Source organism: Blautia luti, assembly GCF_013304735.1.
Lineage (GTDB): Bacteria > Bacillota > Clostridia > Lachnospirales > Lachnospiraceae > Blautia_A.
On sequence record NZ_JAAITI010000012.1, the window covers coordinates 65625 to 91669 of the forward strand.

Genomic DNA, 26045 nt, shown 5'->3' on the forward strand with positions numbered 1-26045 from the left:
AAGATGAAAGTAAAAATCAGGGAAATACTTCCGGAGTCAGTTGCGGCGGTGGTTCTGATCGCTCTTTCTGCCTATCTTCTTGGCGGAGATGTATGGACTTTCTGGACCTGGTGGCTTCTGGCCCTTTTTATGGGAATGATTGCAATGCCGCTGACCGGAAGACTTTTTGATGGATTTGAAGATAAAGGATGGCTTTTTTCGAAAGTTTTGGCAATTGCCATAACAGGATTTCTTACCTGGTTTCTTGTGGCGGTGGAAATTCTTCCATTTACTTTTGCATCCTGTGCGGGAGTGTCCGTATTTTGTGGGGTAATCTGTGTTATTTTGTTTCATGTACAGCAGAAACATGGAATTGAATGTATTCCAACGGGGAAAATGCACCTGATTTTCAGAGAGGAGCTTCTGTTTTTCGGTATTTTTCTTCTCTGGACATATCTGGCAGGATTTCGTCCTCAGGCATATGGAACAGAGAAATTTATGGATTACGGATTTATGGAAGCCATGATGCGGAGCAAAACACTGCCGGCAAGGGATCTCTGGTACTCTCAGGGAACCATTAATTATTATTACGGTGGTCAGTATTTTGCAGTCTTTCTTACGAAGCTTACAGGCAGCAGAGTGGAAGTAACCTATAATCTGATGCGTACGTTTGTGGCTGCTTTTGCGTTTGTGTATCCATTTTCTCTGGTACGCCAGATGACCAAGGACAGGCTCTACGGGCGTATGAGCGGAAAGAAAAAATATCTGCCGTCTCTTGCGGGAGTGACTGCAGGCATTTCCGTTTCCATTGCGGGAAATGTACATTATATTGTCTATCGCTGTGTTCTGCCACTGCTCCATAAAATACAGGGAGTGGAAGAAAGTGCCAGTTACTGGTTTCCGGATGCCACCCGTTATATAGGCTATAATCCGCTGAATGAAAGCGACAAAACCATTCATGAGTTCCCGAGCTATTCTTTTGTTCTGGGAGATCTTCACGCCCATGTGGTGAATGTGATGTTTGTGACATTTCTGGTGGGGCTTCTTTATGCGTGGTTTAAAAAAGTTCGAAACAGAGGACCGGAACCGGAAAAACAGGACCTGAGAGATTTCTGGCTCAGACAGCTTTTGATGCCGCATATTCTTCTGGCTGCAGTGCTTCTTGGAATGTTCCAGTGGACAAACTATTGGGATTTTGTAATTTATTTTGTGGTAACCGGCGGTGTTGTCCTGATTGCGAATATTATCCGTTTTGGCGGAAAAATCACCAGAATTCTTTCTGTGACTGTTTTGCAGGCTGCAGAGATTATTGTGATTTCCTATCTGGTTATTCTGCCGTTTACTCTGAAATTTGAAACGATGGTACAGGGAGTTGCACTGGCACAGCATCACTCTCTCTGGTATCAGCTTCTGATTCTCTGGGGCCTTCCGGTAGTACTGACTGTTCTGCTGATTGTTTCCATTCTTGTGGAAAAACTGAGAGGCATGAAGCATAAAAGCCTGTACAGACTTCTGGAAGCGGTTACAGTTCCGGATCTTTTTGCGGTAATTATGGGGCTTTGTGCCATCGGACTGATTATCATTCCGGAACTTGTGTATGTAAGAGATATCTATGAAAACGGAAATGCCAGAGCGAACACCATGTTCAAACTTACGTATCAGGCATATATTTTGTTTGGAATGACTATGGGCTATGGAATCTACAGAATGCTGGTAGTTTCAAGACAGAAGATCGTCAAAGTCCTTTCAGGCATAGGGCTTTTTGTGCTGATCTGGACAGTGGGATACTTTGGAAATGCAGTACATTCCTGGTTTGGGGAAGTATGGAATCCGTCAAAATATCAGGGACTGAATGCAACTACATTTCTGGAAACCGATTTTCCGCAGGATGCGGCAGCAATTCGCTGGCTGAAACAGAATATTGAGGGATCTCCGGTTGTGCTGGAAGCCAATGGTGACAGTTACAGCGGATATGAAAGAGTCTCTGCGTCGACAGGCCTTCCTACGGTACTTGGCTGGTATGTTCACGAGTGGCTGTGGAGAAACGACGTGCCGGATCTTAATCAGAAAAGTGCAGATATTCAGACTATTTATACATCCGGCGATGTGGAAACCGTGAAATCTCTTGTAAAGAAATATGACATTTCCTATATTTTTGTAGGTGGACAGGAAAAAGAAAAGTATGGTACCGATCTCAATGACAGCCTGCTTCAGAGCCTTGGAAGTATTGCCTATGTGGATGTGACATCAGGAACCTATATTGTAAAAGTAAGTGGACAGTAAAGGGATAAACAGAAATCTTCGGATGATTCGCAGGAAAGCCTGCAAAAGATTGACAATTTTTCTGTGATAACGCTATAATAGACATATTACAGGTAAATTTATGAGGAAGAATGTTGCTTCTGCGGCATTATAGCGGGAGGAGGAAGATTTATGAACAGAATTGACAGGCTTTATATGGAAATGATCCGCTATTACCAGGGTGATCCCAAACATATTCAGCATTTTGTGAAGGTACACAGTTTTTCCAGGCTGATTGGCCAGGGAGAGGGGCTGGATGAAAGCACAATGTATACATTGGAAGCTGCGGCGCTTGTCCATGATATTGGAATTAAGATCGGAATGGAAAAATATGGCCGTTCGGATGGAAAGACGCAGGAAGCAGAAGGTCCGGCAGCTGCAAGGGAAATGCTGGGGAGACTTGGCTTTCAGGAAAAGGTAATCCGAAGAGTAGAATATCTGGTAGGGCATCATCACACCTACAGGAATATTGATGGAATGGATTACCAGATTCTTGTGGAAGCAGATTTTCTTGTAAACTATTTTGAGGACGGACTTGACAGAGAACATATAAAAACAAGTGCGGAAAAGATATTTAAGACAGAAACCGGTAAAAAAATTGTAAAAGAAATGTTTTTCCCGGAAGCTTTTCAGAAGTCGGAAACCTGGGCGCAGGATGCACTGCAGGATCTGGAAGATTTTATTGAAGAGCAGGGAATTTATATCAGACAGTAATGGAGCGTAAAATGAAAGCAGAAATAGCAGTTATGACAGCGGAACATATCGATATGGATGCAATTGCCAGAGGCGGGGAAATCCTGAAAAACGGAGGCCTTGTAGCATTTCCTACAGAGACGGTATATGGTCTCGGAGGAAATGCACTGGACCCAAAAGCATCTATGAAAATATATGCGGCCAAGGGAAGGCCATCAGATAATCCGTTGATCATACATATTGCAGATATCCGTGATCTGGATAAGATTGTCACGGAGGTTCCGGAGAAAGCAAGGATTCTGGCAGAAAAATACTGGCCGGGACCGTTGACCATGATTCTTCCGAAGGCAGATATTGTACCAAAGGAAACAACCGGCGGGTTGGACAGCGTGGCAGTACGTTTTCCAAGTGACCGGATTGCACAGGAGTTGATTCTTGCGGCCGGGGGATATGTTGCAGCGCCAAGTGCCAATACTTCCGGAAGACCGAGCCCTACCACAGCAGGACATGTAGCGGAAGATCTGGGAGATGCCATTGATATGATTATTGATGGCGGACAGGTGAATATCGGACTGGAATCTACCATTGTGGATTTTACGGAAGAGGTACCGGTCGTACTACGGCCAGGATATATTTCCCTGGAAATGCTTCAGGAAACGCTGGGTGAGGTGCGGATGGATAAGGGACTGATCAAACCGGACAGCAAGGTACATCCGAAGGCACCGGGAATGAAATATCGTCACTATGCCCCGAAAGCGGATCTTGCAATTGTGGAAGGCCCAACGGAACGGGTTATTGCAGAAATTGAAAAGAGAGCACTGGCTGCACAGGAGAATGGACAGACAGTGGGAATTATTGCAACAGACGAAACAAAAAGCAGATATTCACATGGTATTATAAAGAGTATTGGAAGCAGAGAGCAGGAAGAAACCATTGCACATCATCTTTATGAAGTACTTCGTGAATTTGACAGCTGTAATGTAAGCGCCATTTATTCAGAGGCATTTTTTACACCAAGAATGGGACAGGCGATCATGAACCGCTTACTGAAAGCGGCTGGTCATAAAATTATCAACGTTGAGGAGGAAGAAAAATGATAGCACTGGGATGTGACCACGGCGGATATGAGCTGATGCAGGAGGTCAAAAAACATCTGGAAGAGAGAGATCTGGAGTATAAAGATTACGGATGCAATGGTCCTGAATCTGTAGATTATCCGGTTTACGGAAAAAAAGTTGCCGAGGCTATTGTAAACGGTGAGTGTGAGAAAGGTATTCTGATCTGTGGTACAGGAATCGGAATTTCCATCACAGCAAATAAATTCAAAGGAATCCGTGCCGCACTTTGTACGGACTGCTTTACTGCAGAAGCGACAAGACTTCATAACGATGCCAATATTCTGGCTATGGGAGGTCGTGTAGTAGGTCCGGGACTTGCTCTGAAGATTGTGGACATATTCCTGGATACACCGTTTTCCGGTGATGAGCGTCATATCAGAAGGATCAACATGATCGAGGATTAAGCTTATGGATAAAAAAGGACAGAAACGTAAGGATTATCTTTCCTGGGATGAGTATTTTATGGGAGTGGCCATGCTTTCCGGTATGCGTTCCAAGGACCCGCATTCACAGGTAGGTGCCTGTATTGTAAGTGAAGATAACAAGATCCTGTCAATGGGATATAATGGATTTCCAAAAGGCTGTTCCGACGATGTGTTTCCGTGGGGAAGAGAAGGGGAACCTCTGGATACCAAATATCTTTATGTGACGCACAGTGAGCTGAATGCCATTCTGAATTACAGAGGCGGAAGTTTGGAAGGAGCCAAGCTTTATGTGTCACTTTTTCCATGTAACGAATGTGCCAAGGCAATTATTCAGGCAGGAATCAAAACGGTAGTATATGACTGCGATAAATATGCAGATACCCCTTCCGTGATTGCATCCAAAAAAATGCTGGATGCAGCCGGAGTACGGTATTATAAATATAACCGGACAGACCGTGAGATTACGATCAGGGTATAAAAAATAAATAATAGAAATAAGAGAAAACAGCAGCTTCGGCCTGATGCATCATCAGGATCCAAGCTGCTGTTTCTTTTATAAATGTTCAGGAGTGTGATTCATCCGGTCCGGATAAAGCTGTGGGAGATATCTTCTGGGGAAAACTTAAGCATACTTTAAAAAGATCGCCATCCAGATAGAGGTTAAAAGTTCCACCCTGAAGCTGTGTCAGGCTCTGCGCAATGGATAATCCAAGACCGCTGCCCTCAGTGTTCCGGGCAACATCACCACGGATAAAACGTTCGGTCAGTTCTTCCACAGGAATGTTTAAAGGCTGTGCGGAAATATTTTTCAAAGTAAAGATGATCTGATTGTTTTTCAGAAGGACTTCTGCATAGACTCTTGTATTTTCCATGGCGTATTTCAGAACATTTCCGAAAAGATTTTCAAGGACACGCCACATTCGTCTGCCATCCGCAAAAATCATGGCAGGAGTATCCGGAAAATGTGTCATCAGTGTTAGATGCCGGTCTTCCAGGCGTTCTTCAAATTCTCCCATTACCTGATAAAGCATTTCCACAAAGTTCAGGTCTGACATTTCCAGAGACAGGTTTCCGGTACTTGCTTTGGACGCTTCCACAACATCTTCTGTCAGGCTTTTCAGACGGTGGGATTTGGAATCCAGAATGTCCAGATATTTCAGAACTTCCTGGTCCGTGAAATTTTTTCTTTTCAGAAGATCTACATAGTTGATGATGGAAGTCAGCGGAGTTTTCAGATCATGGGAAACGTTGGTGATGAGTTCCGTTTTCAAACGTTCGTCTTTCAGGCTTTTTTCTACAGCAGCATCAAGACCGTCGCCAATTCGGTTGATGTACTGCGCCATCTCTTTCTGATCCCCACGAAGCTTTTCTTCCGGGATCTTGTAAGTGAGTTCCCCGTCTGTGATCCGTTTCAGGCCATCAAGGAGAAGTTCCCGTCCAAGAGCAATTTTATAGACAAAGAAAAGGGCGCCCAGATCCAGAAGAAAAAGCAGTAAAAACATCAAAAACCAGCCACCGGATGCAGAAATCAGGGCACTGAAGAAAAACTCAAGGAACAGAAATACGCCAAGTACTATTACCATGCGAATTCTGCTGATGGTGTTTCTGGAGAAAAACTTGATCAGTTTCCCGACTTTGTGCAGGCACAGACGGAGGAATTTCAGGCATCTGCGAAGGAAGCTGTTTTTCCACAGAGTGTGCGCTTTGATCCTGCGGACCAGGCTTAAATAACCAATCCAGAACATGCAGGAGATCAGGAAAATCATGATCCCGATGATGATCATGGAAGCGATATGATTATTGGTAGCATATTGCAGATTCAGCCCTGTACTCAATATACCAAGTGTCGGGATACATACAAGCCCTGCCGCTATTTCAGTATCAATCCGGTCAAAAAAGTTCAGCTCTGGCTGTATATTGCCAGTACTGCCCTCATCAGAATTCCTTTTTCCTGTATGGATTGTAAGCCAGATAAAATCCATGAGAAAGAGCAGAAAACTGACCACAGCGACTATTGCAGCCGGGATAAATAAAGTACGGTAAGTCTGGAAATACTGTCTGGCAGTTTTTACGGAATCCGCTACAGGAAGGCTGGTGTCATCAATCCAGGCCAGAAAACTGCAGTTTTCATCGTATGTGGAGTTTCGAAGAAGATTGATCCAGCTTTCAATGGAAGAACTCGGCTCAGAGGAAAGATTTAGATTGGTAAGACCACTCTGGGCATCTTTCTCGGTTTTTGCAGTGTCATTAACATCCAGGAGCACATAAGGCTTTTTGTTCGAAAAGCCGGAAATGTGAGTCAGATCGGAAGTGTAGCCTGCATCTGTGTTTGTGAAGATATTGTTTGTGCTGTTATCTGTATAGGCGTAGCGGATATTGGAGCTGCCGCTGTTGTATTCATTCAGTGCCTGGGTAGCAGCTGTCCAGTTGGAAAAAAGCTCACGGGCATTATCCAGCTGTTCAAAAGCATCGGTCAGGGTTCCCTTGAAATTCCTGGTTTGGGATGAGGTGGAATTCATATAGTCCAGGAGGCTGTCATAGCCTTCCGGTGCACAGGGAATTTTGAAGACCGGAGTAAGCATATCTGCCACATCTGTGTAAACGATATTTCCATTTTTGTCGGTAATATTTTCAAGAGGTTCCATTTCCCGGATGCCGCTGGCTGCATATTCTGCTTTTAAAGAAGAAAGAACCCGATCTGTCCAGTCATTCTGGGAAATTCCTTCGGATTTCAGAGCGCCTTGCAATGCATTCAGCTGCAGGGTGCCATCTTCCAGAGCTTTGGAAAAATCGGAATAATACATATATTCGGTTTTGCCTTCCGGGGTGGTGAGGCCCAAGACGATCCAGTCATCATCGGAATTTATGCTCTGCAGGCCCCATTCTTTAAGATCGTTAAAGGAGTAGGCAAGACCGGAGGTGTTTTTGAAGGAAAGAGAATCTCCGTTGTAAAGTTCTCCAAGATCAATGTACGTGTTTTCATCTGCTTGATCCAGAATTTCTCTGGCCGAGATTCCGTTCAGGATAGTAGAAATTTTGGTGTAGAAATCATTGGAAAAGGCAGAAGTCTGGAAATAATCCTTTGTTCTGAGATCATTGACGGAATCCATCTGGATCCCTGCCTGGATCACCAGTGCCGCTGAAAATGCCATGACCAGCGGCAGGATAAGGCCAAGGACAAGAGCGGGAATCCTCATAAGAGACCGATTTGTTCCTTTATGTTTGTTTGTACGCATAATACCCCTTTCTGAAGTACGAAGACTTCAAGTGCCGGATGGATTACCGGCTAAGCTTTTCAATTTTGTAACCCAGGCCCCAGACAACTTTCAGATAGCGTGGTTCTCTGGGATTGATTTCGATCTTTTCACGGATGTGGCGGATATGTACAGCCACGGTGTTGTCTGCTGCCAGGGCATCTTCATTCCAGATACTTTCATAGATCTGTGTGGTGGAGAAAACGTGTCCCTGATTTTTCATGAGAAGAAGGAGAATGTTATATTCGATGGGTGTCATTCGTACCGGTTCCCCATCTACCAGAACTTCTTTTTTGTCGTCATTTACTGTAAGGCCACCGGTGGTATAGATATGCTCCGATGCCGCTGGTGCGACGGAACCAAGTTGTGTATAGCGGCGCAGCTGTGATTTCACTCTGGCAATCAGTTCCAGAGGATTAAAAGGTTTGGTGATGTAATCATCGGCACCGATATTAAGTCCGAGAATTTTATCTGTGTCCTCGGATTTTGCAGACAGGATGATGATCGGAAGCGGATTATTTTCCCGGATTTTGACGGTTGCCCGAATCCCGTCAAGATGGGGCATCATGATATCCATGATCAGCAGATCTACTGGTTCCCTGGTAAGAATATCCAGAGCCTCCTGTCCGTCGTAGGCTTTCAGGATGTGATAGCCTTCCTGTGTAAGATAGATTTCGATTGCTTCTACGATTGCTTTGTCGTCATCGCAGACAAGTATGTTATCCACTTTTTTGTACCTCCCTGATGTTAATTAGAATAGCAGCCGGAAATTAAGACGAAAGGGGTAAATTCTTAAGATTCCATGAAATTCATTGTACTATATTAACTGTATCGTGTAAACCGAGAAGGGCTTGTTGATAACTGGGTGGATGTGCTAAACTATGTAAATGGAAATGTCTTAATAACAGAAAAAGATCAGGAGAAAGTAACGTGGAGAACGAAAAAAGCATAGATAGCGTAGCCGGAAAAATGATGTCCGCCTGTACACTCTGTCCGAGAGAATGCCATGTGGACCGTAGTTCCGGGAAAAAAGGTTTCTGCGGGATGGATGGGACCATTTATCTGGCAAGAGCAGCACTGCATATGTGGGAGGAACCCTGCATTTCCGGAACAAAAGGTTCCGGAGCGGTGTTCTTTTCCGGATGCGGGCTGCGTTGTTGTTTCTGCCAGAATCATGATATTGCTATTGGAAGCAGAGGATTGGCAGTAAGTGTGGAAAGGCTTGGAGAAATTTTTCTGGAACTGAAAGAAAAAGGTGCTGCCAATATCAATCTGGTGACAGGTGCACATTATGTACCGCAGATTATAAAGGCACTGAATCTTGCAAGAATGCAGGGAATGGATCTTCCTGTAGTGTATAATTCCAGTGGTTATGAAAAACTGGAAACATTGAAACTGCTGGAAGGATATGTGGATATTTATCTTCCGGATTTCAAATATATGGAACCGGATCTGGCACAGAAATTTTCTCATGCACCGGACTATGTGGAAAGGGCAAAAGCTGCGATTAAAGAGATGGTACGTCAGAGTGGAAGCTGTCAGTTTGGAGAAGATGGATATATCAGGAAAGGAACCATTGTCCGCCATCTGATCCTGCCAGGACATACGAGAAATTCCAGGAAAGTTCTGCGCTATCTTCATGAAACCTACGGGGAAGAGATTTACATCAGTATTATGAATCAGTATACACCGGTGAGGGAATTTGGAGAATTTAAGGAATTAAACAGAAAAGTAACAAAACGGGAATATGAAAAAGTTCTGGATGCTGCTGTAGAGATGGGAATTCAGAATGGATTTATACAGGAAGGGGAAACTGCTTCAGAAAGCTTCATTCCGGAATTCGATTACGAAGGGGTGGAAAAAAATACCCCATAAATGGAAGGAGGCCGGTACTCTCGTACCGGCGCGTATGAAAAAGAAAAATATTATAGAAAGCTCATCACTTTCTATGGCTAATAATATACAGGAAAAATGTGAAGAAAGTGTGTCTAACATTTGAAATAAATGTGAAAAAATGCGATTTATGACGCAAACATGACAAAATATGCTTAAAATATAACGGTTATGCCTGTATGACAGGGAATAAAAACCGGAGAAACGGATAAAAAAGAAGTCCGTTTCTCCGGCTTTTTGTTTTTGTCAGAATTTTTTCCAGGTTTCCCGGAGGAAAAGAATTAGAATCGGGAACAACTCCAGTCGGCCGGCCAGCATATCGAAAGAAAGGACCAGCTTGGACAGCGGAGAAAAGATCCCGAAGTTTCCTGTAGGACCGATCAGGGAAAGACCGGGACCCACATTGTTTAAAGTGGTGACTACGGCTGTGAAATTTGTTACAAGATCAAATTCATCAAAACTGATGATAAAGATAGAGGCAGCCACGATCATCAGATAAACGATCATATAAATATTGGTGGCACGCATAACTTCGTGAGACACCGCTTTTCCGTCCATTTTGATCTTTTTTACTGCATTGGGATGCAGATAAAGATGCAGTTCCTTGCGAACAGATTTTGCAAGAAGCAGAAGACGGGAAATCTTGATTCCGCCGCCTGTACTGCCAGCACAGGCACCACAGAAGGTAAGCAGTACCAGAATCGTTCTGGATACCGCAGGCCACTGGTTAAAATCCGTAGTGGCATAACCGGTGGTGGTGATAATAGAACCAACCTGGAAAAATGCCTGTTGAAGTGCTTCCCACACATTGTCAAACAGATGTCGGACATTGAGTGTGATCATCAGGGCAGAAGCGATGATCACAAAGAAGTAGCAGCGGACCTCTTCAGATTTCAATGCCTGAGAAAACTTCCTGGTGAGAAGAAGAAAATAGACATTGAAGTTAACGCCAAACAGGATCATAAAGATAGTGATGACGATCTGAATATATAAGCTGTAACTTCCCATACTGTCGGATTTGATTCCGAACCCACCGGTTCCGGCAGTTCCAAATGCTGCACAGAGACTGTCGTAAAGAGGCATCCCCCCAAGAAGCAGGAGGATGATCAGTGCAACAGTGAGTGCAATGTAGATCTTGTACAGGATCTTGGCAGTTGACTGGACTTTTGGAAGAAGCTTTCCTACGGAAGGACCGGGGCTTTCTGCCTTCATAAGGTTCATATGATAGCCACCTGCAAGCGGAAGCAGTGTCAGGATAAATACCAGAACACCCATACCACCGATCCAGTGGGAAAAACATCTCCAGATATTGATGCTGTAAGGCATCTGTGATGGATCGGAGAGAATACTGGAACCGGTTGTAGTGAAACCGGAAACAATCTCAAAAAAAGCATCAATGGGATTCGGGATAGCTCCGCTGAGCACAAACGGCACAGCACCGACAATACTGAGGACGATCCAGCTTAAAGCAGTAGTCACAAGGCCTTCACGGGCGTAAAACGCTTTCTTGGACGGTTTGCGGCTGACCAGTGGAACACCGATCGCCAGGCATGCCAGAATTGTGATCACAAAGGCGATTCCGGCTTTTTCACGGTAGATAAGGGCTGTGATACTGGGAACCAACATGCAGACTGCTTCCACGTTCATGATCCATCCCAGGATATAAACAATAATTGAATAATTCATTTTTCAGTACCTCTATTTTGCAAGTATGTCTGTGATGTCACGGAGGCCTTTGTGAGTGGTTACAATGATGACCGTGTCGCCTACCTGAATGGTATCCTGACCACGGGGAATGCGGATGCGGCCGTTGCGGTTCAGGCATCCCACCAGAAGATTCTTGCGGAGATTCAGCTCTGCAAGAGGGATATAAGTTACGGCAGATTCCTCACGGATCGCAAATTCCAGTGCTTCTGCATTGCCATCCAGAATATGATAAAGGGTTTCTACGTTGCTGCCGATGCTGTTCTGAGTGGCACGGACATACTGCAGGATATAATCAGCAGTGATATTTTTCGGGTAGATGACACTTCCGATATCCAGGGAGTCGATGACATCATCAAATTCCAGACGGTTGACCTTGGCAACCAGCTTGGCATCGGAGATGCTTTTGGCAAAGAGGGCAAGAAATACATTTTCCTCATCCAGATTTGTCAGAGTGACAAAGGATTCGGACTCGGAAAGTCCTTCTTCTAGCAGAAGAGAACGGTTCGTTCCGTCACCATTGATAATAGTCGCATCTGGAAGCAGTTCGCTTAAGTGCTCACAGCGGTTTTTGTTCTGCTCGATGATCTTGACACTGATCTTCATATCCAGAAGTGCATGGGCAAGATAATAGGAAATGGTTCCGCCACCTACGATGATACAGTTTTTGACCTGATTGGTCTTGAGACCGATCTTACGGAAAAATGCCGCTGCATTAAGCGGAGAGGCCAGAATGGAAACCATATCTCCGTCGTGTATAATGTGATCACCACCAGGAATGGATACATTGTCACGGCTTTCAATCGCGCAGACCAGAATATCACTTCGGAAAGCATCTGAGATCTGGGAAACGCTCATTCCGTCCAGCTTGAATTCCGGGAGAACTTTAAACTTGAGAAGTTCTACACGACCACGTGCAAAGGTGTCAATCTTGATCGCAGATGGAAAACGGAGAAGCCGTGAAATTTCCTGGGCAGCGGCAAGCTCCGGGTTAATGATCATGGTAACACCAAGACGTTCTTTGATGAAGCCGATTTCTTTTTCATAAATGGGGTTACGGACGCGGGCGATAGTCTGGCAGTGGTTGGCCTTCTGCGCGATCAGACAGCAGAGAAGGTTCAGCTCGTCAGAAGCGGTAACTGCGATCAGGATATCTGCAGTATCAACACCTGCCTCCATTAAAGTATTGATGCTGGCACCATTACCGACGATTCCCATAGCGTCGATATTTTCGCAGAGATCATTGATCTTGTCGGCGATAACGTCGACGAGAGTGATATCAATATCCTCTGCCTGAAGCTGCTCTGCAAGATTTCTACCGACTTTTCCGCAGCCTACAATAATTACCTGCATAATTTCCTCCTTCAATAGCCTGTCAGGGCTACAAATCATAAGTAAAAGCGCCCATCCGTGTAAAGATAGGCAAGGATATTATAGCACTGTATATCTGATTTTTAAACAGTAATATTTTCCTGTATATATAGAAAAAAATGGCAGAAAGATAGATATATGTGAAGGAAAGTGAACATTCCTGTTTTCACAAGTTTAAAAAACTGTCATAAAATATAGCGTGATCATGAATGAAAGGATTTCGCTTATGGACCGATTTCAGATGAATCGTTCGGGATGCCGGCCATATCAGTATACCTGCGGGATGAATGGCGGGATGGCAGCCCGGAACGATTGTTCATCTTCAGATATGGCAAATCACGGCAGCCAGAACGGGAATCATTGCAACAGCATGAAGCAGAACATGCCGAAGGAAACCTGTAGCTGTAACATGCCGGGAACCGGAAACCGTGCTGACCAGGAGATGTATTCGCATCTTAAACATCTGGTTCCTGCAATGGCTTATGTGCCATGCCAGGAATTTGCACCTACGTTTGAACTGAAAAAGGCGCTTCAGGTTGGAACAATCTTTCCTGAGCTTTGCAAGCCGTTCTGTGGCAGGAGAGGAGGCCGTAGATGATGTCCGGAAACTGTACTTCAAAAAAAGAACTGTTACAGTCCATTGACCAGGTAAGCTTTGCCATTGATGACCTTCTTCTTTTCCTGGATACACATCCAAGGGAAAAAAGAGCTCTTGAGTATTACAGCGAACTGAGCACCAGAAGAAATGAACTTCTGAAAAAATATGCGAAATTTTATGGTCCGCTGACCATCGATACCGGAAACGACAGCAATCTTAGCTCCTGGCAGTGGATGGAGCAGCCGTTTCCGTGGGAACAGGAAGGAGGGTGCAGATAGTTATGTGGAATTATGAAAAAAGACTCCAGTATCCTGTAAATATCAAGACGCCCAATGCAAAACTGGCACAGTTCATCGCCAGTCAGTACGGCGGGCCCGATGGCGAGATTGGCGCTTCCATGCGGTATCTTTCTCAGAGATTTACCGCACCGAACCGGATGGTCGCAGCGGTGCTGAATGATGTGGGCACGGAAGAATTAGCCCATTTGGAAATTGTATCTACCATTGTTCATCAGCTGACAAAGGATCTTTCCATGGAAGAGATCGAGAACAGTGGACTTGGCCCGTATTATATTGACCATACAGTGGGAATCTGGCCACAGTCTGCAGGAGGAGTGCCGTTTAATGCCTGCGAATTCCAGAGTAAGGGTGATCCGATCACGGATCTGTTTGAAGATCTGGCAGCAGAACAGAAGGCACGCTCCACTTACGATAATATCCTCCGGGTGGTGAAAAATATCCCGGAGGTTGCAGATCCCATCCGTTTCCTTCGGGCAAGAGAGGTAGTCCATTTCCAGCGTTTCGGTGAAGCACTGAGATCCGTGCAGGAGCAGCTGGATGCCAAAAATTTCTATGCCTTTAACCCGAGCTTTGATGCTCCGTGCAAAGCCTCCTGTGAAGAGTGATGGATCAGAGAAAAAATCTGTCTGACAGGAATCATATTTGAAATAAAAAGAGCTGCACAGCCGGCAGGGATCCTGCGGCTGTGCAGCTTTGAATTTGTTTTTTGGGAAAAAGATGTTTGTAACCTGCATTTCTTGTTATGCGTCTTTTTTATCGCCTTTATGCAGATTCTTCTGTGCTGTGGAAAGCATAAGCTTGATCCTGTTCAGCTGGTTTACTTCGCTGGCACCTGGATCGTAGTCAATGGCAACAATGTTGGCTTCCGGATGTTCACGGCGAACTTCCTTGATGACACCTTTTCCTACGATGTGGTTCGGCAGGCAGCCAAAAGGCTGGATGCAGACGATGTTCGGGACACCGCCGTGGATGAGTTCCATCATCTCTCCGGTCAGGAACCATCCTTCACCGGTCTGATTTCCGGCAGAAACGATGGGCGCAGCCATTTTTGCAAGATCACGGATATCTGCGGCCGGTGTAAAGTGGCGGCTCTGCTCTAGAGCCTCATTTGCTGTTTTTCTCAGCCAGTCGATGGCTCTGAGACCAAGATTTGCGATGGTTGCCTTGGATTTCTTGAATCCAAGCTTTTCAACCTTGAAGTTCTGGTTGTAGAAGCAGTAGCAGATAAAGTCGATAAGATCCGGAACAACCGGTTCTGCCCCTTCTGCCTCCAGAAGATCTGCCAGGTGGTTGTTGGCAGCAGGCAGGAACTTGACAAGGATCTCACCTACGATACCAACGCGAGGCTTTTTCTCATCGGAGATCGGGATCGTATCAAAATCATGGACCATCTCACGGCACATTTTTTTGAAGGTACCATGGCTGACGCTGCTGCCTGTTACGAAGGCAATGACGCGCTGCTCCCAGATTTTGTGCTTGCGGTTTACGATACCCTTTTCCAGCTCGTAAGGACGCATGCGATATACGCATTTCATCAGGATATCACCGAATACGGCACCGTAAACGATGCGCCTGATCAGCGGCAGTGTCAGCTTAAAGCCAGGGTTGCTCTCCAGTCCGCTTAAGTTGAGGGAGATAACCGGAATCTGTTCCATGCCGGCTTTTTTCAGAGCACGGCGGATGAATGCGATATAGTTGGAGGCACGGCAGCCGCCGCCTGTCTGAGACATGATGACTGCAGTTTTGTTCAGGTCATATTTGCCGGAAAGAAGAGCATCCATGATCTGTCCCACAACCATCAGGGACGGATAGCAGGCATCGTTGTTTACATATTTAAGGCCCACATCAACAGCATGCTTGTTGTCGTTGGGGAGGACTTCCAGGTTATAGCCGGATGCTTTAAAAGCAGCCTCAAAGATTCCGAAGTGGAATGGAGACATCTGCGGGCAGAGAATGGTGTACTCCTTACGCATCTGCTTGGTAAAGGATATCTTCTCAATGGAAGCCGGCTTGATGTTCCTTTTTTTATTCTGTGCCTGTTTTGCACGGATAGCAGCGATCAGGGAACGGATACGGATCCTTGCCGCACCCAGGTTGTTGACCTCATCGATCTTCAGGCAGGTGTAGATCTTGTCACTTCCATCCAGGATCTCATAAACCTCATCGGTGGTAACGGCATCAAGTCCGCATCCGAAGGAATTCAGCTGGATCAGATCCAGATCCTCTCTTGTTTTTACAAAATTTGCGGCAGAGTAGAGACGGGAGTGATACATCCACTGGTCGTTGACACGGATGGGACGCTCCAGATGTCCAAGGTGTGCAACGGAGTCTTCGGTAAATACGGCGATTCCGTAGCTGTTGATCATATCCGGGATACCGTGGTGGATTTCCGGGTCAATATGGTATGGACGGCCTGCAAGAACGATTCCGCGGCGGCCGGTTTCTTTCAGGTACTGCAGGGTTTCTTCACCCTTTTTCTGGATATCCATATGTACGGCTGCAAGTTCTTCCCAGGCCTTATGGGCAGCAGCTTTGACCTCGGCAGCAGGAATATCCTGGAATTCTTCCACAAGGCGGTTTGTCAGGATATCCTCGGAAGTAAATGCCAGGAACGGGTTGCGGAAGGTGATGGATGGATCACTGAGCTCGTCCACATTGTTCTTGATATTTTCCGCATAGGAAGTAACGATCGGGCAGTTATAATGGTTGACCGCATCCGGGAACTCGTTGCGTTCGTAAGGGATGCATGGGTAGAAGATAAATTTCACACCGTTACGGATCAGCCATGTGACATGTCCGTGAGCAAGCTTGGCCGGGTAGCATTCGGATTCACTTGGGATGGATTCGATACCCAGCTCGTAGATCTTACGTGTGGAAGTAGGAGAAAGTACCACCTGGTATTTCAGCTCTGTAAAGAAGGTATACCAGAACGGGTAATTTTCAAACATGTTCAGAACACGTGGGATACCAACCTGTCCACGGGTAGCCTTATCTGCGGAAAGTGGTTCATAGGAAAAGAGCCTCTTATATTTGTAATCGAAAAGGTTCGGGATATGATCCTTGTTCTTTTCCTTTCCAAGTCCGCGCTCACAGCGGTTTCCGCTGATGTATTTACGGCCGCCGGAGAATTTGTTGATGGTCAGACGACAGTTGTTGGTACATCCGCGGCAGTTTGCCATGGAGGTGGTGTACTGGAGGCTGTTGATCTGATCGATGGAAAGCATGGAGGTTTTTTCACCCTCCTGATAGCGCTCCCTTGCGATCAGAGCAGCACCGAAGGCACCCATGATCCCGGCGATATCCGGGCGGATAGCCTGGCAGTTGGCAATCTTCTCAAAGCTGCGGAGAACTGCGTCATTATAGAAGGTACCACCCTGTACAACGATATGCTTGCCAAGCTCGGAAGCATCGGAAACCTTGATAACCTTGTAGAGGGCGTTTTTGATAACGGAGTAGGCAAGACCAGCGGAGATATCGGAAACCTCAGCGCCTTCCTTCTGGGCCTGCTTAACCTTGGAGTTCATAAATACAGTACAGCGTGTTCCAAGATCAATAGGATGTTTTGCAAAAAGAGCTGCTTTTGCAAAGTCCTGTACGGTGTAGTTCAGGGATTTTGCGAAAGTCTCGATAAAGGAACCACAACCGGAGGAACATGCCTCGTTAAGCTGTACACTGTCTACCGTCTGGTTACGGATCTTGATGCATTTCATATCCTGACCGCCGATATCCAGGATGCAGTCTACTTCCGGATCAAAGAAAGCAGCTGCATAGTAATGGGAAACAGTCTCAACCTCACCTTCATCAAGAAGAAGAGCCGCTTTGATCAGGGCCTCGCCGTAACCGGTGGAGCAGGAAAAGGCAATCTCGGCGTCTTCCGGAAGAAGTTCATAGATCTCCTGGATGGAACCGATGGTGGTCTTCAGCGGATTTCCGTTATTATTGCTGTAGAATGAGTACAGAAGTGTTCCGTCTTCGCCTACCAGTGCAGTTTTGGTAGTGGTGGAACCGGCGTCGATTCCCAGGAAACATTTTCCCTTATATGTAGAAAGGTTGCCGGTTTTTACCTTGTAGGCACTCTGGCGGTCGTGGAAAGCCTGATAGTCGTCCTCTGTGGCAAAAAGCGGCTCCATACGTTCTACCTCAAAGTCCAGTTTGATGGTGGTACGCATGCGTTCTTTCAGTTCAATAAGAGATACGGTTACGTCCTGCTTCGCGTTCAGGGCGGAACCGATAGCTGCGAACAGATGGGAATTGTCCGGCGCGATAATGTGTTCGTCATCCAGCTTCAGGGTGCGGATAAAAGCGGTCTTCAGTTCGGAAAGGAAGTGAAGCGGGCCGCCCAGGAATGCAACGTGTCCGCGGATCGGTTTACCGCAGGCAAGACCGGAGATGGTCTGGTTGACAACTGCCTGGAAAATGGAAGCGGAAAGGTCTTCCTTGGTTGCTCCGTCGTTGATCAGCGGCTGGATATCTGTCTTTGCGAAAACACCGCAGCGTGCCGCAATGGGATAAAGAGCCTTGTAATGTTTGGCGTATTCATTAAGACCTGGTGCATCGGTCTGGAGCAGAGATGCCATCTGGTCAATGAAGGAACCGGTACCGCCGGCACAGATGCCATTCATACGCTGCTCTACATTTCCGTTTTCGAAATAGATGATCTTGGCATCCTCGCCTCCAAGCTCGATAGCAACATCCGTCTTTGGTGCCAGCTTCTGCAGGGAAGTGGATACGGCGATAACCTCCTGTACAAAAGGTACTTCCAGATGATTGGCAAGTGTCAGTCCGCCGGAACCTGTGATAACCGGGCAGAGTGTAAGTTCACCGAGCTGATCCTCTGCTTTCTGAAGAAGATCCGCAAGTGTTTCCTGGATATTTGCAAAATGTCTCTCATAATCGGAGAAGACAAGGGTATCGTTTTCGTCTAAGATCGCGATCTTGACAGTGGTGGAACCAATGTCAATTCCAAGTGTGTGTTTCTTCATAAAAAATTGATTTCCTCCTTGCTGTATCTATACAGGGGTTGCCCGACTCTGGCATTACTGTCAGGCGGGAGTGATTTCTTCTTATTAAAAGGATTTTTAAGCGAATACTCTATATTATACGATATCGTTTAAAAAATGGCAATGTAAAAGTTTAACAATCAGTAGCAGGAAAGAAAAAAATGTGTTATGATATTGACTAAAAGTTCCGGATAGTGACTGTGCCAGGAGGCAGTTTGGGCTGCTTTTTAGGAAGAGAACCGGAACCAGATGACCCAAAATGTTTTTTAGAAGGGGAATGAAATGGCAGAATATAAACTGATTACAACAGAAGGAAGAGCGAAAAGAGGAGAGTTTAAGACGGTTCACGGAACGATCCAGACTCCTGTTTTCATGAATGTAGGAACAATTGCAGCAATTAAGGGTGCGGTTTCCACTGTGGATCTTCATGAGATCGGTACGCAGGTACAGTTATCCAATACCTATCATCTTCATGTGCGTCCTGGTGACAAGGTGGTAAAACAGCTTGGAGGTCTTCATGAATTTATGAACTGGGACAGACCGATTCTTACCGATTCCGGCGGATTTCAGGTGTTTTCCCTGGCAAAGCTGCGTAAGATCAAGGAAGAGGGTGTGTATTTTAACTCTCATATTGATGGCCACAAGATCTTTATGGGACCGGAAGAGAGTATGCAGATCCAGTCCAATCTGGCATCTACCATTGCCATGGCCTTTGATGAGTGCCCGAGCAGTGTGGCGGAGAGGGATTATGTGCAGCGGTCTGTAGCGCGTACAACCCGCTGGCTTCAGAGATGTAAAGATGAGATGGTCCGTCTGAACAGCCTGCCGGATACCATCAACAAGGATCAGCTTCTTTTTGGTATCAACCAGGGTGCGGTTTATGAAGATATCCGTATTGAACATGCACAGGCGATTGCAGAGATGGATCTGGACGGTTATGCGGTTGGTGGTCTTGCAGTTGGAGAGAGTCATGAGGAGATGTACCGGATTCTGGATGAGGTGGTTCCGCATCTTCCGCAGAACAAGCCGACGTATCTGATGGGCGTTGGTACTCCGGCCAATATCCTGGAGGGTGTTGAGCGAGGTATTGACTTTTTTGACTGTGTATATCCGAGCCGTAACGGTCGTCATGGTCACGTATATACAAACCATGGCAAGATGAATCTTTTTAATGCGAAGTATGAACTGGATTCCAAACCGATCGATGAGGAGTGCCAGTGCCCGACCTGCCGTCATTACAGCAGGGCGTATATCCGTCATCTTCTGAAGGCGAAAGAGATGCTTGGTATGAGGCTTTGTGTACTGCATAATCTTTATTTCTACAATCATATGATGGAAGAGATCCGGGATGCTCTGGATGCCGGAAATTTTGCGGCTTATAAGAAGATGCGTCTGGAAGGGTTCGAGGAAGGTAAGATTAACGGGAACCGGTAGTTTTTATTTATAAAATTTGCGTAAATTACTTTGATTTTATAAGAAAACTCTTGAAGGTTTTTTGGTTTTTGTGTATGATAGTACGAAGTGACATTTTTTATAGTGGCGGGAGCTGCTATAGGTCAGAAACGGCGGGTGACCGCATAAGAAGAATTGATTTTATCAGGAGGAATTTGGAATGATCGCATCATCTACAGCAGCAGCTGGCGGACTTAGCGCGGGTCTTGGTATTGTCTGGATCGTAGTTCTGTTTGGAATTATGTATTTTATGATGATCCGTCCGCAGAAGAAGGAGCAGAAGAGAACTCAGACTATGTTGAACAGCATGGAGGTTGGTGACAGTGTTGTTACTACCAGTGGTTTTTATGGTGTTGTTATTGATATGACTGAGGAAGATGTTATTGTTGAGTTTGGTAATAATAAGAATTGCCGTATTCCTATGAGGAAGCAGGCGATTGCTGAGGTTGAGAAGGCTGATCAGGCTTCTGCTTGATGCTTTTTTCGCAATAACTTGAATATGAGAGAGGCACTGCGTTTTTTGTGACGTGGTGTCTTTTTTTGTATTTGTATGTGGATGAACGGACGAACGAACGGATGAAGGGACGCCGGGGAAGGGGATGCTGGCTGGTCTGCGGCTTCGTCGGGGGCTGGCTTCTAGGACACTGAAAATCTGCTAAAAGCGTTTTTAAAAAGTCCGAACTCGCGGCCTGCTGCCGCTCAGACAGCGGACTTTTGAAAAACAACGCAGATTCCCGCCGTCCAAGAATCAGCTCCCCTCCTGCAGAAGCAGAGCCATCCAGCATCCCCTTCCCCGGCTGGTGCTTCCGGTGAGAAATAGTGTCGTTTGACGGTTGGTTGTGGGTCGTCAGCGCTGCGCTGGACGACTGCAATGGCTGAGTTTGTGTTTGGTTGGGGGGGACGGCTGAGGCGCTGCGCTGTCAGCCTGGGGTTGCGGATGTGCTAGAATTGCGGATGTGATGGGAGAATAGCCTTTGATGCCAGCGCAGACGGACTGTGTGGATGTGCTAGGATTGTGGGTGTGATGGGAATATGGCAATTGTAATATTGTATAGAAATAAGTGGATTTTTGGTAAAATTCGTGTAATAATGATGTTACTATCAGAAATGAGAGTGACGATGGCTTTGGAATATCGTAAAATTGTAAATAAGAATGAATTTTCAGAAAGGGGTTGGATTTATGGGTCTTATCAGAGCGGCTGTGGGTGCAGCGGGTGGTACGTTGGCGGATCAGTGGAAGGAGTTTTTTTACTGTGAGGCTATGGATAAAGAAGTGATGGTTGTGAAGGGGACGAAGAGGTCTTCTTCCAGGTCTTCCAATAAGCATGGGAGTGATAATATCATTTCCAGCGGCAGCGGGATCGCTGTGGCGGACGGTCAGTGTATGATGATTGTGGAGCAGGGAAAGGTTGTTGAGGTTTGTGCGGATCCGGGAGAGTATACGTATGATGCTTCTACGGAGCCGAGTATTTTTTCAGGTAGTCTGGGTGACGGAATCAGGAAGACCTTTGATACGATCGGGAAGAGGTTTGCTTTTGGCGGTGATACGGGTAAGGATCAGAGGGTGTATTATTTTAATACCAAGGAGCTTGTGGATAACAAGTTTGGTACTGCTAATCCGATCCCGTTCCGGGTTGTGGATTCCAGGATCGGGCTGGATGTGGATGTGGCTGTGAGGTGTCATGGTGTTTATTCCTACAGGATCGCGGATCCCCTTCTTTTTTATACGAATGTGTGTGGAAATGTGGAGCGGGAGTATACCAGAGAGGAGCTGGACGGACAGCTGAAGGCGGAGTTTATCAGTGCGCTGCAGCCTGCTTTCGGAAGGCTTTCGGAGCTGGAGATGCGTCCGAATCAGATCGTGACTCATAATACGGAGCTGGAGAATGCCATGAATGAGGTGCTTTCTGCCAAGTGGGAGGAGCTTCGTGGGCTTAAGGTAGTCAGTGTGGCACTTGGTTCTGTGACATTGCCGGATGAGGATGCCGAGATGATCAAGCAGGCTCAGCGTACGGCTATGATGCGTGATCCTGCTATGGCTGCGGCTACTCTGACCGGGGCCCAGGCGGATGCTATGAAGGCTGCGGCTTCTAATTCAGCAGGGGCTATGACTGGCTTTATGGGCATGGGTATGGCTGCTAATGCAGGTGGTATGAATGCGCAGCACTTGTTTGAGATGGGCCAGAAGCAGCAGGCGCAGCAGAGTGTACAGCAGCAGGCAGCGCAGCCGGTTTCGCCGGCAGGGAACGGAGCAGGGGCTGCGGCTGCGGCTGGTTCCTGGACCTGCAGTTGTGGTGCGGTTTCTTCGGGGAAATTCTGTCCGGAGTGTGGTGCATCGCGTCCGGTGGAGGACAGCTGGACCTGTTCCTGCGGTACGGTGAATAAAGGCAAGTTCTGTATGAACTGCGGAGCGAAGAAGCCGGAGAAGAAGATGCAGTATCGTTGCAGCAGGTGCGGATGGGAACCGGCAGATCCGGAGAATCCACCGAAATTCTGCCCGGAGTGCGGTGATCCGTTCGGACCGGAGGATGCAGTATAGATCAGAAAGAGAGATGGTCAGGAGCAAAATGCAGGGTAACTCCTGCCGGTTGTTGGATACAGAATGATGAAGTGAGGTGAATATATGGCGAAGATGCAGGAGTTTAAGTGTCCGTGCTGTGGTGGCTCCATAGAGTTTGACAGTTCTGTGCAGAAGATGAAGTGTCCGTTTTGTGATACGGAGTTTGATGTTGGTACGTTATCGGAATATGCCCAGACTGTGGAGGAAGAGCAGCCTGAGGATATGAGCTGGTCGGATGAGGCCGGCAGTGAGTGGCAGGACGGGGAGAGTGAGGGGCTGCGTACCTATGTGTGCAAGTCCTGTGGCGGTGAGATCGTGGGAGATGCCAATACGGCAGCAACGGCCTGCCCGTTTTGCGGAAGTCCGGTGGTAATGACCGGGCAGCTGTCCGGTGCACTGAAGCCGGATTATGTGATCCCGTTTAAGCTGGACAAGAAAGCGGCAAAGGAGAGGCTGAAAAAGCATCTTACCGGTAAGAGGCTTCTGCCGAAAGCATTTAAGTCAGAGAATCATATCAGCGAGGTTAAGGGCATCTACGTTCCGTTCTGGCTGTATGACACAGACGCAGACGCAGATATCCGTTACCGTGCAACAAAGACCCGGTTCTGGAGCGATAGTGATTATGATTATACGGAGACCAGCTATTATGCAGTACATAGAAGTGGTTCTCTTGGTTTTGATCATGTACCGGTGGATGGCTCTGCCAGCATGGAAAATGATCTGATGGAGTCTATAGAGCCTTTTGATTTCAAAGAAGCGGTGGATTTTCAGACTGCGTATCTGGCTGGATATTTTGCAGATAAATATGATGTGACAGCCAGCGAGTGTGAGGAACGTGCCAATGAGCGTATCCGCCGCAGCACAGAGGCTGCATTCCGGGATACGGTGAGAGGATACGCCAGTGTGGTACCGGAGAATACCAGTATCCGGCTTCATAACGGGACAACGAAATATGCGTTATATCCCGTATGGATCCTGCAGACGAAGTGGAAGGGTGATAATTACATATTTGCCATGAATGGTCAGACAGGGAAATTTGTGGGAAATCTGCCTACAGACAAGAACGCTTTTGCACGATGGTTCCTGGGAACAACGGGGGTCGTGGGTGTGATCACTTATATTATCCTGTATCTGATCTGGGCTTTGTAGGGAGGTGGATGCCATGAAAAAAAGAATATCCGCATTTTTGATATCGATCCTTTTGTGTCTGGCATGTGCTTTTCCGGTATGGGCAGGCACCGTAAGCCGTCTGGATGACCAGGCGGGCCTTCTGGATGCAGAGCAGCAGGAGAGCCTGAGCAGTACTCTGGATGAAATCAGTGAGCGGGATCAGGTAGATGTTGTGGTCGTTACCGTTAACAGTCTTGAGGGAAAAACAGCCCAGGCGTATGCGGAGGATTATTTTATTGACCATGGATATGGGCAGGGGGAAAATGATGACGGTATTTTATTCCTGTTGGATATGGGAGACCGTAACTGGGCCATTGCAACACACGGATATGCGATAGAAGTGTTTACGGATGCCGGACAGTCCTACATCATGGATCAGGTGAAGCCTTATTTAAGTGACGGTGATTATAACGAAGCGTTTCATAAGTTTGCCACGGAATGCGATGATTTTATCACGCAGGCAGATGAGGCAGAGCCATACGATGTGGAAAACCTTCCGGATGAGCCTTTTGCGGTTGGGATAAACCTGCTGATCGCTCTTGCTGTGGGGCTTGTGGCAGGATTACTGGTAACCGGAAATATGAGAAGAAAGCTGAAAACTGTGCGAAAACAGGATCGGGCGGCTTCTTATGTGCGGCAGGGCAGTATGAATGTGACCAGAAGTAATGATTTTTACCTCTACAGTACGGTATCAAAATCCGCAAAACCGAAAAATGAGGATAATAACGGTGGTTCCAGCACCCATACCTCATCTTCCGGTGATACCTTCGGTGGTTCCAGCGGGAAATTCTGAGAATATCATCAGGAAAAACAGAATATGATAAAAAAAGAAAGACTGCTGTACCGGAATGGTAGGGCAGTTTTTCTTTTTTCTGTGTGCGAAAGTATGTCTCTGGGGCGGCAGAAACAGGGAATTGCCGTTTATTTTTTGCATTCCGGAAATAACTTTATCTATTTAATAGGTTGAAATCCGTCGAAAAGTGCGTTATGATAATAACAATTATCCACACCAGTGCGTTAAAATTTTACAGCACAGGGGAAATCGGAGGAGTGAATAAAATGGAGTACAAGATTGCCCTGATTCCGGGAGACGGAATCGGTCCGGAGATTGTTGCCGAGGCCAAAAAAGTTTTAGACAGAGTATGTGAGAAATACAGTCATAAATTTTCATACACAGAGGTTCTTTTAGGAGGGGCATCCATTGATGCTCACGGAGTACCTCTTACAGAGGAAGCCATTGCCCAGGCAAAAGCTTCTGATGCAGTACTGATGGGTTCCATTGGCGGTGATGCCAAGACATCCCCGTGGTATAAGCTGGAGCCGTCCAAACGTCCGGAGGCAGGTCTTCTTGCGATCCGTAAGGCGCTGAACCTGTTTGCAAACCTTCGTCCGGCTTATCTTTACAATGAGCTTCGTGATGCATGCCCGCTCCGTGATGAGATCATCGGAGATGGTTTTGACATGATCATTGTAAGAGAGCTTACAGGAGGTCTTTACTTCGGAGCAAGAAAGACTACTGAGGAGAACGGAGTCCGCACAGCAGTAGATACTCTTTCTTATAATGAGAATGAGATCCGCCGTATTGCCATTAAGGCATTTGAGATCGCACGTAAGAGAAGAAATAAGGTTACAAGTGTAGATAAAGCCAATGTTCTTGATTCTTCCAGACTCTGGAGAAGTGTAGTGGAGGATGTGGCAAAGGACTATCCGGATGTAACACTGGAGCATATGCTGGTTGATAACTGTGCAATGCAGCTGGTACGTGATCCGAAGCAGTTTGATGTTATCCTTACAGAAAACATGTTCGGAGATATCCTCTCTGATGAGGCAAGTATGGTGACCGGTTCCATCGGAATGCTTTCCTCCGCAAGCTTAAATGAGACAAAGCTTGGTCTCTATGAGCCGAGCCATGGTTCTGCACCGGATATCGCAGGCCAGAACAAGGCAAACCCCATCGCAACCATTCTTTCCGCTGCTATGATGCTGAGATATTCTCTGGATCTTGATAAAGAAGCAGATGCTGTGGAAGCAGCAGTACAGAAGGTTCTTACAGATGGTTACAGAACAGGAGATATCATGTCTGACGGATGCAAGCTTGTCGGAACCAGAGAGATGGGCGATCTGATCGCAGATGCCATTGCATAAATAAAGCGGGACAGAGAGAAGAAAACGAAACAGAACAGAAAAAAACGGTACCTGGAAGAGGAAGTCTATAAACAGATACCGGA

General features: G+C 46.5%; 20 protein-coding genes. 15 read left to right on the forward strand and 5 right to left on the reverse strand.

The window, feature by feature from the left end; translation table 11 throughout:
* The first annotated feature begins 3 nt into the window (after window positions 1-3).
* The 5 genes from G5B06_RS08625 (at window position 4) to G5B06_RS08645 (ending at window position 4994) form a co-directional block, all read left to right on the forward strand.
* Window positions 4-2262 (forward strand): DUF2298 domain-containing protein, encoded by a 2259-nt coding sequence (locus G5B06_RS08625; protein WP_173771752.1) that lies wholly within the window; start codon window positions 4-6, stop codon window positions 2260-2262.
* 150 nt (window positions 2263-2412) lie between these two features.
* A complete protein-coding gene (locus G5B06_RS08630) occupies window positions 2413-2994 on the forward strand; it encodes an HD domain-containing protein (RefSeq protein WP_173771754.1) in 582 nt (193 codons plus the stop codon).
* 11 nt (window positions 2995-3005) lie between these two features.
* On the forward strand, window positions 3006-4070 hold the full coding sequence (locus G5B06_RS08635) for an L-threonylcarbamoyladenylate synthase (RefSeq protein WP_173771756.1): 1065 nt from the start codon (window positions 3006-3008) through the stop codon (window positions 4068-4070).
* A complete protein-coding gene (rpiB, locus tag G5B06_RS08640) occupies window positions 4067-4495 on the forward strand; it encodes a ribose 5-phosphate isomerase B (protein WP_173771758.1) in 429 nt (142 codons plus the stop codon). Before G5B06_RS08635 ends, rpiB begins: the two co-directional genes overlap by 4 nt.
* 4 nt (window positions 4496-4499) lie before the next feature.
* Window positions 4500-4994 (forward strand): deoxycytidylate deaminase, encoded by a 495-nt coding sequence (locus tag G5B06_RS08645; RefSeq protein WP_173771760.1) that lies wholly within the window; start codon window positions 4500-4502, stop codon window positions 4992-4994.
* 85 nt (window positions 4995-5079) lie between these two features.
* On the opposite strand, the gene G5B06_RS08650 is transcribed toward G5B06_RS08645, so the two are convergent.
* Window positions 5080-7752: a sensor histidine kinase gene (locus tag G5B06_RS08650; RefSeq protein ID WP_173771762.1), complete on the reverse strand. Its 2673-nt coding sequence runs from the start codon at window positions 7750-7752 to the stop codon at window positions 5080-5082.
* A gap of 43 nt (window positions 7753-7795) precedes the next feature.
* The gene (locus G5B06_RS08655) at window positions 7796-8497 is read right to left on the reverse strand and encodes a response regulator transcription factor (RefSeq protein ID WP_173771765.1); all 702 of its coding nucleotides are present in this window, start codon (window positions 8495-8497) and stop codon (window positions 7796-7798) included.
* A gap of 245 nt (window positions 8498-8742) precedes the next feature.
* Between G5B06_RS08655 and G5B06_RS08660 the strand changes: the two genes are divergently transcribed.
* The gene (locus G5B06_RS08660) at window positions 8743-9645 is read left to right on the forward strand and encodes a radical SAM protein (RefSeq protein WP_173771782.1); all 903 of its coding nucleotides are present in this window, start codon (window positions 8743-8745) and stop codon (window positions 9643-9645) included.
* A 264-nt stretch (window positions 9646-9909) separates the two neighbouring features.
* Here the strand turns inward: G5B06_RS08660 and G5B06_RS08665 are convergent, their stop codons facing one another.
* Both G5B06_RS08665 and trkA read right to left on the reverse strand, forming a co-directional pair.
* Window positions 9910-11349 (reverse strand): TrkH family potassium uptake protein, encoded by a 1440-nt coding sequence (locus G5B06_RS08665; protein ID WP_118608323.1) that lies wholly within the window; start codon window positions 11347-11349, stop codon window positions 9910-9912.
* Between the two features lie 12 nt (window positions 11350-11361).
* Window positions 11362-12720 carry a Trk system potassium transporter TrkA gene (trkA, locus tag G5B06_RS08670; RefSeq protein WP_148444805.1) on the reverse strand — a complete coding sequence of 453 codons (1359 nt, stop codon included), beginning with the start codon at window positions 12718-12720 and terminating at the stop codon, window positions 11362-11364.
* A 244-nt stretch (window positions 12721-12964) separates the two neighbouring features.
* Here trkA and G5B06_RS19015 point away from each other — a divergent pair, with 244 nt between their 5' ends.
* From G5B06_RS19015 to G5B06_RS08685, 3 genes are read left to right on the forward strand one after another with little or no spacing between them, the layout of a single operon-like run.
* Window positions 12965-13336 carry a spore coat associated protein CotJA gene (locus tag G5B06_RS19015; protein ID WP_243279023.1) on the forward strand — a complete coding sequence of 124 codons (372 nt, stop codon included), beginning with the start codon at window positions 12965-12967 and terminating at the stop codon, window positions 13334-13336.
* On the forward strand, window positions 13336-13614 hold the full coding sequence (locus G5B06_RS08680) for a spore coat protein CotJB (RefSeq protein WP_148445145.1): 279 nt from the start codon (window positions 13336-13338) through the stop codon (window positions 13612-13614). Before G5B06_RS19015 ends, G5B06_RS08680 begins: the two co-directional genes overlap by 1 nt.
* A 2-nt stretch (window positions 13615-13616) precedes the next feature.
* Entirely contained in the window at window positions 13617-14240 is a 624-nt protein-coding gene (locus G5B06_RS08685) for a manganese catalase family protein (protein WP_173771767.1), read from the forward strand.
* Window positions 14241-14375: 135 nt separating this feature from the next.
* Here G5B06_RS08685 and G5B06_RS08690 read toward each other — a convergent pair whose 3' ends face one another.
* Window positions 14376-18617, reverse strand: a complete 4242-nt coding sequence (locus G5B06_RS08690; RefSeq protein ID WP_173771769.1) for a 2-hydroxyacyl-CoA dehydratase — start codon at window positions 18615-18617, stop codon at window positions 14376-14378.
* A 300-nt stretch (window positions 18618-18917) separates the two neighbouring features.
* Between G5B06_RS08690 and tgt the strand changes: the two genes are divergently transcribed.
* The 6 genes from tgt (at window position 18918) to leuB (ending at window position 25962) form a co-directional block, all read left to right on the forward strand.
* Window positions 18918-20069 (forward strand): tRNA guanosine(34) transglycosylase Tgt, encoded by a 1152-nt coding sequence (tgt, locus tag G5B06_RS08695; RefSeq protein ID WP_173771771.1) that lies wholly within the window; start codon window positions 18918-18920, stop codon window positions 20067-20069.
* A gap of 178 nt (window positions 20070-20247) precedes the next feature.
* The gene (gene yajC, locus G5B06_RS08700; RefSeq protein ID WP_015527154.1) at window positions 20248-20562 is read left to right on the forward strand and encodes a preprotein translocase subunit YajC; all 315 of its coding nucleotides are present in this window, start codon (window positions 20248-20250) and stop codon (window positions 20560-20562) included.
* A 705-nt stretch (window positions 20563-21267) separates the two neighbouring features.
* Window positions 21268-22626 (forward strand): SPFH domain-containing protein, encoded by a 1359-nt coding sequence (locus G5B06_RS08705; RefSeq protein WP_173771773.1) that lies wholly within the window; start codon window positions 21268-21270, stop codon window positions 22624-22626.
* An 84-nt stretch (window positions 22627-22710) separates the two neighbouring features.
* Window positions 22711-23796, forward strand: coding sequence for a hypothetical protein (locus G5B06_RS08710; RefSeq protein ID WP_022426084.1), 1086 nt, complete (start codon window positions 22711-22713; stop codon window positions 23794-23796).
* A gap of 13 nt (window positions 23797-23809) precedes the next feature.
* On the forward strand, window positions 23810-24610 hold the full coding sequence (locus G5B06_RS08715; protein WP_173771775.1) for a TPM domain-containing protein: 801 nt from the start codon (window positions 23810-23812) through the stop codon (window positions 24608-24610).
* A gap of 266 nt (window positions 24611-24876) precedes the next feature.
* On the forward strand, window positions 24877-25962 hold the full coding sequence (gene leuB / locus G5B06_RS08720) for a 3-isopropylmalate dehydrogenase (RefSeq protein ID WP_173739278.1): 1086 nt from the start codon (window positions 24877-24879) through the stop codon (window positions 25960-25962).
* Window positions 25963-26045 lie beyond the last annotated feature (83 nt).

Coding starts and splice junctions, on each gene's coding strand:
- G5B06_RS08715 (WP_173771775.1), top strand. CDS start 23,810: ATGAAAAAAAGAATATCCGCATTTTTGATATCGATCCTTTTGTGTCTG.
- G5B06_RS08625 (WP_173771752.1), top strand. CDS start 4: ATGAAAGTAAAAATCAGGGAAATACTTCCGGAGTCAGTTGCGGCGGTG.
- G5B06_RS08665 (WP_118608323.1), bottom strand. CDS start 11,349: ATGAATTATTCAATTATTGTTTATATCCTGGGATGGATCATGAACGTG.
- G5B06_RS08685 (WP_173771767.1), top strand. CDS start 13,617: ATGTGGAATTATGAAAAAAGACTCCAGTATCCTGTAAATATCAAGACG.
- rpiB (WP_173771758.1), top strand. CDS start 4,067: ATGATAGCACTGGGATGTGACCACGGCGGATATGAGCTGATGCAGGAG.
- yajC (WP_015527154.1), top strand. CDS start 20,248: ATGATCGCATCATCTACAGCAGCAGCTGGCGGACTTAGCGCGGGTCTT.
- G5B06_RS08630 (WP_173771754.1), top strand. CDS start 2,413: ATGAACAGAATTGACAGGCTTTATATGGAAATGATCCGCTATTACCAG.
- G5B06_RS08660 (WP_173771782.1), top strand. CDS start 8,743: ATGTCCGCCTGTACACTCTGTCCGAGAGAATGCCATGTGGACCGTAGT.
- tgt (WP_173771771.1), top strand. CDS start 18,918: ATGGCAGAATATAAACTGATTACAACAGAAGGAAGAGCGAAAAGAGGA.
- G5B06_RS08690 (WP_173771769.1), bottom strand. CDS start 18,617: ATGAAGAAACACACACTTGGAATTGACATTGGTTCCACCACTGTCAAG.
- trkA (WP_148444805.1), bottom strand. CDS start 12,720: ATGCAGGTAATTATTGTAGGCTGCGGAAAAGTCGGTAGAAATCTTGCA.
- G5B06_RS19015 (WP_243279023.1), top strand. CDS start 12,965: ATGGACCGATTTCAGATGAATCGTTCGGGATGCCGGCCATATCAGTAT.
- G5B06_RS08635 (WP_173771756.1), top strand. CDS start 3,006: ATGAAAGCAGAAATAGCAGTTATGACAGCGGAACATATCGATATGGAT.
- G5B06_RS08705 (WP_173771773.1), top strand. CDS start 21,268: ATGGGTCTTATCAGAGCGGCTGTGGGTGCAGCGGGTGGTACGTTGGCG.
- G5B06_RS08650 (WP_173771762.1), bottom strand. CDS start 7,752: ATGCGTACAAACAAACATAAAGGAACAAATCGGTCTCTTATGAGGATT.
- G5B06_RS08710 (WP_022426084.1), top strand. CDS start 22,711: ATGGCGAAGATGCAGGAGTTTAAGTGTCCGTGCTGTGGTGGCTCCATA.
- G5B06_RS08645 (WP_173771760.1), top strand. CDS start 4,500: ATGGATAAAAAAGGACAGAAACGTAAGGATTATCTTTCCTGGGATGAG.
- leuB (WP_173739278.1), top strand. CDS start 24,877: ATGGAGTACAAGATTGCCCTGATTCCGGGAGACGGAATCGGTCCGGAG.
- G5B06_RS08680 (WP_148445145.1), top strand. CDS start 13,336: ATGTCCGGAAACTGTACTTCAAAAAAAGAACTGTTACAGTCCATTGAC.